At 53.7% G+C, this 5632-nt stretch carries 6 protein-coding genes; 2 read left to right on the forward strand and 4 right to left on the reverse strand.

Annotated elements, in window-relative coordinates:
• Positions 1-514: 514 nt before the first annotated feature.
• Positions 515-829, forward strand: a complete 315-nt coding sequence (locus Q1K23_RS07190) for an antibiotic biosynthesis monooxygenase family protein (RefSeq protein WP_300363467.1) — start codon at positions 515-517, stop codon at positions 827-829.
• Between the two features lie 36 nt (positions 830-865).
• Here Q1K23_RS07190 and Q1K23_RS07195 read toward each other — a convergent pair whose 3' ends face one another.
• Positions 866-1066 carry a hypothetical protein gene (locus tag Q1K23_RS07195; protein WP_300363468.1) on the reverse strand — a complete coding sequence of 67 codons (201 nt, stop codon included), beginning with the start codon at positions 1064-1066 and terminating at the stop codon, positions 866-868.
• Positions 1067-1430: 364 nt separating this feature from the next.
• Between Q1K23_RS07195 and Q1K23_RS07200 the strand changes: the two genes are divergently transcribed.
• Positions 1431-3014: an inorganic phosphate transporter gene (locus Q1K23_RS07200; RefSeq protein WP_300363469.1), complete on the forward strand. Its 1584-nt coding sequence runs from the start codon at positions 1431-1433 to the stop codon at positions 3012-3014.
• Between the two features lie 51 nt (positions 3015-3065).
• Here Q1K23_RS07200 and Q1K23_RS07205 read toward each other — a convergent pair whose 3' ends face one another.
• The 3 genes from Q1K23_RS07205 to Q1K23_RS07215 all read right to left on the reverse strand — a co-directional run.
• Positions 3066-4094 (reverse strand): phosphagen kinase, encoded by a 1029-nt coding sequence (locus tag Q1K23_RS07205; protein WP_300363470.1) that lies wholly within the window; start codon positions 4092-4094, stop codon positions 3066-3068.
• An 87-nt stretch (positions 4095-4181) separates the two neighbouring features.
• Positions 4182-4856 carry a ThiF family adenylyltransferase gene (locus Q1K23_RS07210; RefSeq protein WP_300363471.1) on the reverse strand — a complete coding sequence of 225 codons (675 nt, stop codon included), beginning with the start codon at positions 4854-4856 and terminating at the stop codon, positions 4182-4184.
• A gap of 34 nt (positions 4857-4890) precedes the next feature.
• The coding region (locus tag Q1K23_RS07215; protein WP_300363472.1) for a hypothetical protein at positions 4891-5632 on the reverse strand (742 nt) is incomplete at its 5' end.

Below are 5632 nucleotides of genomic sequence, written 5' to 3' on the forward strand. Positions count from 1 at the left end.
AAGTCCACTGGTAAAACCTACGGCGCCCCGCGCGCCGTGGCCTTTTCCACAACTCTTTTCATCTCCTCTTTTACCTGGAACCCCTCCGATTCTCCATAGAACCCATCTCAAAAATCCCCATAAGCGGGAATGGCACGCAAAAGGTGTGATGGCGAGGCGAAAAGCGCAAGGCGATGCCAAAGCATCGTCGAGCATTTTCAACGAAGCTAGCGTATATTTTGCGTGCCACCCTGCGGGCGGAGCGCTTTTGCCCCGTAACGGCGTTGCTTCTCCTTGACGTGGCTTTGGCCACGCCTGCGTCGAAGCGCCTTGCTACGAAGCAAAATCGCTTCCGTTACCGCCTATGGGGATTTTTGAGATGGGTTCTACTCTCCACTGAAAGAAAAAGCGGAAAAAACCGATATTGCCTGAAATCTTTGCAAAAGCTTGAGAGAACGAACGATTCGGGAAGTTTATGAAGATTTTCGAATCGAAATTCTAGAATTGCCGATAAATTTTTCAAAGGATCGAACCTATGGTAGTTGTTTTAACGAAATTTCCTGTCAAACCCGAACATGCGCGGGCCTATGCCGAGCATCTGAAAGAGGCGGTCTCCGGGTTCACCATCGAAAACCAGCCCGGTTTCAGGCAGATGCGTCTCATGATGGCGACCAATATGCCCGACAACGGCGAAGGCAAGATTTTCGTCATCGAAACGGTATGGGAGGATATGGAGAGTTTCGCCGCCTATACCCAAAGCGACGCTTTCAAAAAATCCCACGAAAAGACGCCGCCCCACGACTGGTTCACAGGACGTCCCTCCGTGGAAACCTACGAGACGATCGAGTGATCCCGGGAGTGAAGAGGCGTGATGCCTCTTTTTTCTTTAGAGAGCTTTTTTGAACGCTTTTTTCGCTGCCTTCTTCGCCGCCTTCTTTTTCGTGAGCTTTTTCTCCAACAGAGCCTGAAGCGCCTTTTTTCTGATTTTGTCGGCCTTTTTTCTTTTCAGAAGTTTTTTGGCTACCGCCTTGTTCGCCGCCTTCTTCACGATCTTTTTGAGTCTCTTCTTTTTGAGTGTTTTTGCCATGGTCGGCCTTTCGTAGAGTTTTGATGCCTCTTTTTCGACGCATGGTTCATTATAGCGCCATCAAAACGTTTTTTTTCTGAATCACAAAAATTCTGTGCCTTTGGGGTCGAAGCTAAAAATTTTTAAGATGGTTTCAAACAACGATGGAAGAAAGAGCCGATACAGCGGATAAAGCCCTTCGTATTCTCGTTTCCATGAGGCCTCCCTGTCTGTTTACAACTACGATATCGAAGAGAAAAGTTTCAAAAGCGTTACGAGACGGTTACATTTCTATAACGGCTTTGAAAAGGGATCCGGCCATTTAGTCTATGCTAATCTCAACTTTGCTACCATTTTGTTATCTTTCCACGACAAGGCGGAACGCATGGAGATCAAGACCTTCGAAAAGATGCAGAAAAAGGCGGCGAAAAAGAGTCAGACCGACTTTCTTCGCCTGGGACTTTCCCTCGTGTTCATGGCGATCGTACTGTTGGCGACCTGGAACAAGATTCCGGGCAACCCGTTCCTGGCGATCGCGGCGGTTTTCGGCGCCTACATGGCCATGAATATCGGAGCCAACGACGTCGCCAACAACGTCGGCCCCGCCGTCGGCTCCAAGGCGCTGACGATGCTTGGAGCCATTCTCATCGCGGCGGTCTTCGAATCGGCGGGCGCCCTGATCGCAGGGGGCGATGTCACCGGCACCATCAAGAAGGGAATCATCGATCCGGCGGCTTTCGCCCATCCCGAGTATTTCGTCTGGGCCATGACGGCTGCCCTGCTGGCTGCGGCACTGTGGCTCAACCTCGCCACCTACCTCAAAGCGCCCGTCTCCACGACCCACTCCATCGTCGGCGGCGTCATGGGCGGCGGTATCGCGGCGGGGGGAACCTTCGCCATCGTCGCGTGGGGTACGATGGGCAAAATCGCGGCCAGCTGGGTCATCTCCCCGATCCTGGGCGGCGTGATCGCGGCGGGCTTCCTCTACGCCATCAAAAAGACGATCATCTACCAGGAGAAGACCAAAGAGGCGGCCATGAAGCTGGTTCCCGTCTATGTGGCCGTGATGGGATGGGCTTTCGTCACATATGTCATCATGAAGGGCCTGAAACATATGATCAAACTGGGATTTCCCGTCGCGGCGGGCATCGGGCTTATCGGCGCCGCCCTCATCTTCTTCACGGTCAAAGCGGCCATCGCCAAATACGCCCACACCCTCAACGACGAGCGTGAGAGCGTCAACAAGCTCTTCACGATCCCCCTCATCTTCGCCGCGGCGCTTCTTAGCTTCGCCCACGGCGCCAACGACGTCGCCAACGCCGTCGGACCTCTGGCCGGCATCTACGACGCCCTGGCGCACTCGACGATCTCCACCAAAGCGGCGATTCCCCTGTGGGTCATGGTCATCGGCGCGGTGGGTATCTCCCTGGGTCTGGCGCTCTACGGCCCCAAACTGATCAAGACGGTAGGCAGCGAGATCACCGAGCTGGACCAGATCCGTGCTTTCTCCATCGCCCTGGCGGCGGCCATCACCGTCATCATCGCCTCACAGCTCGGACTTCCCGTCAGTTCCACCCACATCGCCCTGGGCGGTGTTTTCGGCGTAGGTTTCCTGCGTGAATATCTCGACAGGACACAGCGCCTCGAATACCGCATCAAAGAGGAGGAAGAGAAACTCGAAGAGTTGAAAAAACGCCTCGAAGCTTTCAGAAAAGAGCTTGAAAGTCTCGAAGCGAAAGAGACGAAATCACAGCAGGATTACGAGCGTATCGTCCACCTTTTCGAACTCATTGCGGACCACGAAAAAGCGGTGAAAAAAGAGGCCAAAGCTCTCAAACAGGTCGAAAAGACCAAATATGTCCAGCGCAGCGCCGTCAAGAAGATCGTCGCGGCCTGGATCATCACCGTTCCCGCGGCCGCTTTGGTTTCGGCACTGATCTTCTATATCATCAAAGGTATCATGGTATAAATCCTTTGACGGTCCATCGGGCAGAAACCGATGGATCGCCCCGATTCCTCACTACAGTCGCTTCTCCTCTTCGATCAGCGCCTCGACCCCTTCGGCCATCTGACGTACCGCCTGTACCTCGGTGATACCCAGGCGTCTTTTGTTACTGATGTCGTAGACACTTCCTTCACTTTCGCTGTGTTCGCCGTGGATGCCCCGTATCTGAAGCTCATACCTGTCGGTGATCGTTTTGAACTTTTCCATATCCTTCCCCAGTTTCGGAAGGCGGATATGGACGCTCGCACGCATCGCCGTGCCCAGGTTCGTCGGACAGCTGGTGATATACCCCAGACGTTCGCTGAAAGCGAAAACGAGTCTCTTCTCCAGCGATTTCACCGCTTTCGCCAGCCGTCCGAACACCGACGCGATATCCGCACCGGGCTCCATCGAGATGATACGCAACTGATCCTCCTCGTTCACCCACACCAGAAAGGTCTTGTCTGTGTTGTGGTAGATACCCCGTCCCTCCGGCCAGTCGCGGTTGAGACCCGCCGCTTCGAGAAAACGGTCGCCCTCCTTGAAGAGAAAGTGGTCTTTTATCATCCGTTCCCTGGTCTCTTTGTCCATTCCCTCCAGAGGGTGGTAGCTGCCCGCCAGTTCGCCCTCCAGCGCCCGCAGAGCGTCGGAAACCATACACTCGACGACGAGCCGCTCCCTGCGTGAGAGATTGGGCCCCAGGGGAAAGCAGTGGAGATTCCGTCCGACCCGTATGCGTGTGGAGAGCACGTAGGCGCCTTCGGGATCGGGATTTCCGATCTGCAGATGCGCTGGATCCATGTCGCTCACATGCCTGTCGTCGGGCCCGAAACCGTGATACTCCCGGATGATCGGATCAAGCAGCGGCGCGAAAAGCTCGTAGGACTCCTCGTCACCGGCATAGACACCGATACCGCTGTCGACGTTTTCTACGCCGGAGCGTATCAGCTGCTCCAGTGTATAGCCGTAGCGCGTCTTTTTATCTTTCAGCTCGTCGAAAACTTCGGGAGTGAGGTACTTGCAGAGCAAAGAGGTGCAGTTTTTCGGAAATTGGGGGTAGTTCATGGTAAGCTCCTGTGATAATGGAAACATATTAACACAGAACTTATGCGGATCGGATAAAAAAGACCTTTTCGCAGAAACCGGCCGGTCTCAGACCGGCATTTTGAACTTCTGGGTGATCAGCTCGCCCGCCTCGTCGAAATAGAGATAGTAGAGAAGATCTTTTCTGACACTCTGTCCAGCCAGATACCTCAGCGCCAGATTGGCCTGCAACGAGGCGATATGCATGACGATCGGCGCGGCGATGCCGGCGGGCTCTCTCTCCACGATCCGGAAAGCGTCGAAGGAGCTCTTTTCTATGAAACAGACCTGCCCGTTGAAAGCCTCCACCGAGCCGTAGACCCACGGAGAACCGATGGTTTTGGCGTAACGGTCGATCTCGGCGCGGCTGGGAAGGTTGTCGGTGGCATCCAGGATCAGGTCGTAGGAGCGCTCCTTTTGGGCGAACGCTTCGAAACGCATCACAAAAGGGGTCGCCTCGACGAAGGGACAGCGCTCCTCCACCAGCTTCGCCACGAGCTCGGCCTTGTACTTTCCTTCGTCTCCTACCTTGAATGCGATCTGACGGTGGATGTTGTGCTCGGAAACCTCGTCGAAATCGACGATGTCGATATGGCCGATCCCGCTGGCTCCCAGAGCGATGGCGAGGGAACTTCCCAGCCCCCCCGCACCGACGATGGCGATCCTCTTTTTCTGAAGGGCCGCCTGGGTCTCCTCGCCCCAGAGCATCACCTGACGGTTGAAGTAGCGGTTGTAGGCTTCCATATTCTTTCTCCCCACGCTCTCTTTTATTTGACTATCAATATAGCATTTTGTATGAAAAATAGAAAGTCAGAACATCTTCCTGTCCGATATTGATCGCGGGAAGATATTTCACTCCGACATTCAAATGGTCCTGCCAGAAGAGCGAGCCTCCAACACCCAGATCACCACCCAGATAGAATGTTTCGGCTTTGAAATCGAAAGAAGGCGACAAACCGGCGTAAAAACGCCATGGTCTTACATAATTTGTAGCGTTTTGATACCCTATATAAACACCTCCCCCCACGATCATATAATCGGTAGGAATGGCAGACTCGGGTCGTTTCATCAGATGGAGAAGCCGATCTTCAGGAACACCCTTTCCATCGAATGCTCCATACTCGGCATTGAACGAAAACTGAATGTCGGGATAGCCTGTACGCCACAATCTATAGGCAGAGAACCCCATCTTCTTTCCATTCCCCAAAGATTCTCCGTCCTGTCCTCCATATTCGATATATTCGAAATGACCTTCGAGTGTCGTCGAATTCAAAAGAGCGTAACTCAAACCTGCATGGAACCGATCACGATAACCACCCAGCATCAGATAACTGGTCTCATCGGTGTCTTCATGCCAGAAATATCCTATATCGGTGTTCCAGCGCTGCGAAACACGCCAATGTAGAAACAGACTTGCGGCAGTATAGGTGTCCATCCCGTTACGCAAACCTGCCCCGCCCGTGACGCTACCCCGGTCGAATCGTTTCGTCAAAAGCAGATCCGCGCCCTGCTGGGAATCG

The sequence above is a fragment of the Hydrogenimonas sp. genome, from assembly GCF_029933015.1.
GTDB lineage: Bacteria > Campylobacterota > Campylobacteria > Campylobacterales > Hydrogenimonadaceae > Hydrogenimonas.

Coding starts and splice junctions, on each gene's coding strand:
- Q1K23_RS07190 (WP_300363467.1), top strand. CDS start 515: ATGGTAGTTGTTTTAACGAAATTTCCTGTCAAACCCGAACATGCGCGG.
- Q1K23_RS07205 (WP_300363470.1), bottom strand. CDS start 4,094: ATGAACTACCCCCAATTTCCGAAAAACTGCACCTCTTTGCTCTGCAAG.
- Q1K23_RS07195 (WP_300363468.1), bottom strand. CDS start 1,066: ATGGCAAAAACACTCAAAAAGAAGAGACTCAAAAAGATCGTGAAGAAG.
- Q1K23_RS07200 (WP_300363469.1), top strand. CDS start 1,431: ATGGAGATCAAGACCTTCGAAAAGATGCAGAAAAAGGCGGCGAAAAAG.
- Q1K23_RS07210 (WP_300363471.1), bottom strand. CDS start 4,856: ATGGAAGCCTACAACCGCTACTTCAACCGTCAGGTGATGCTCTGGGGC.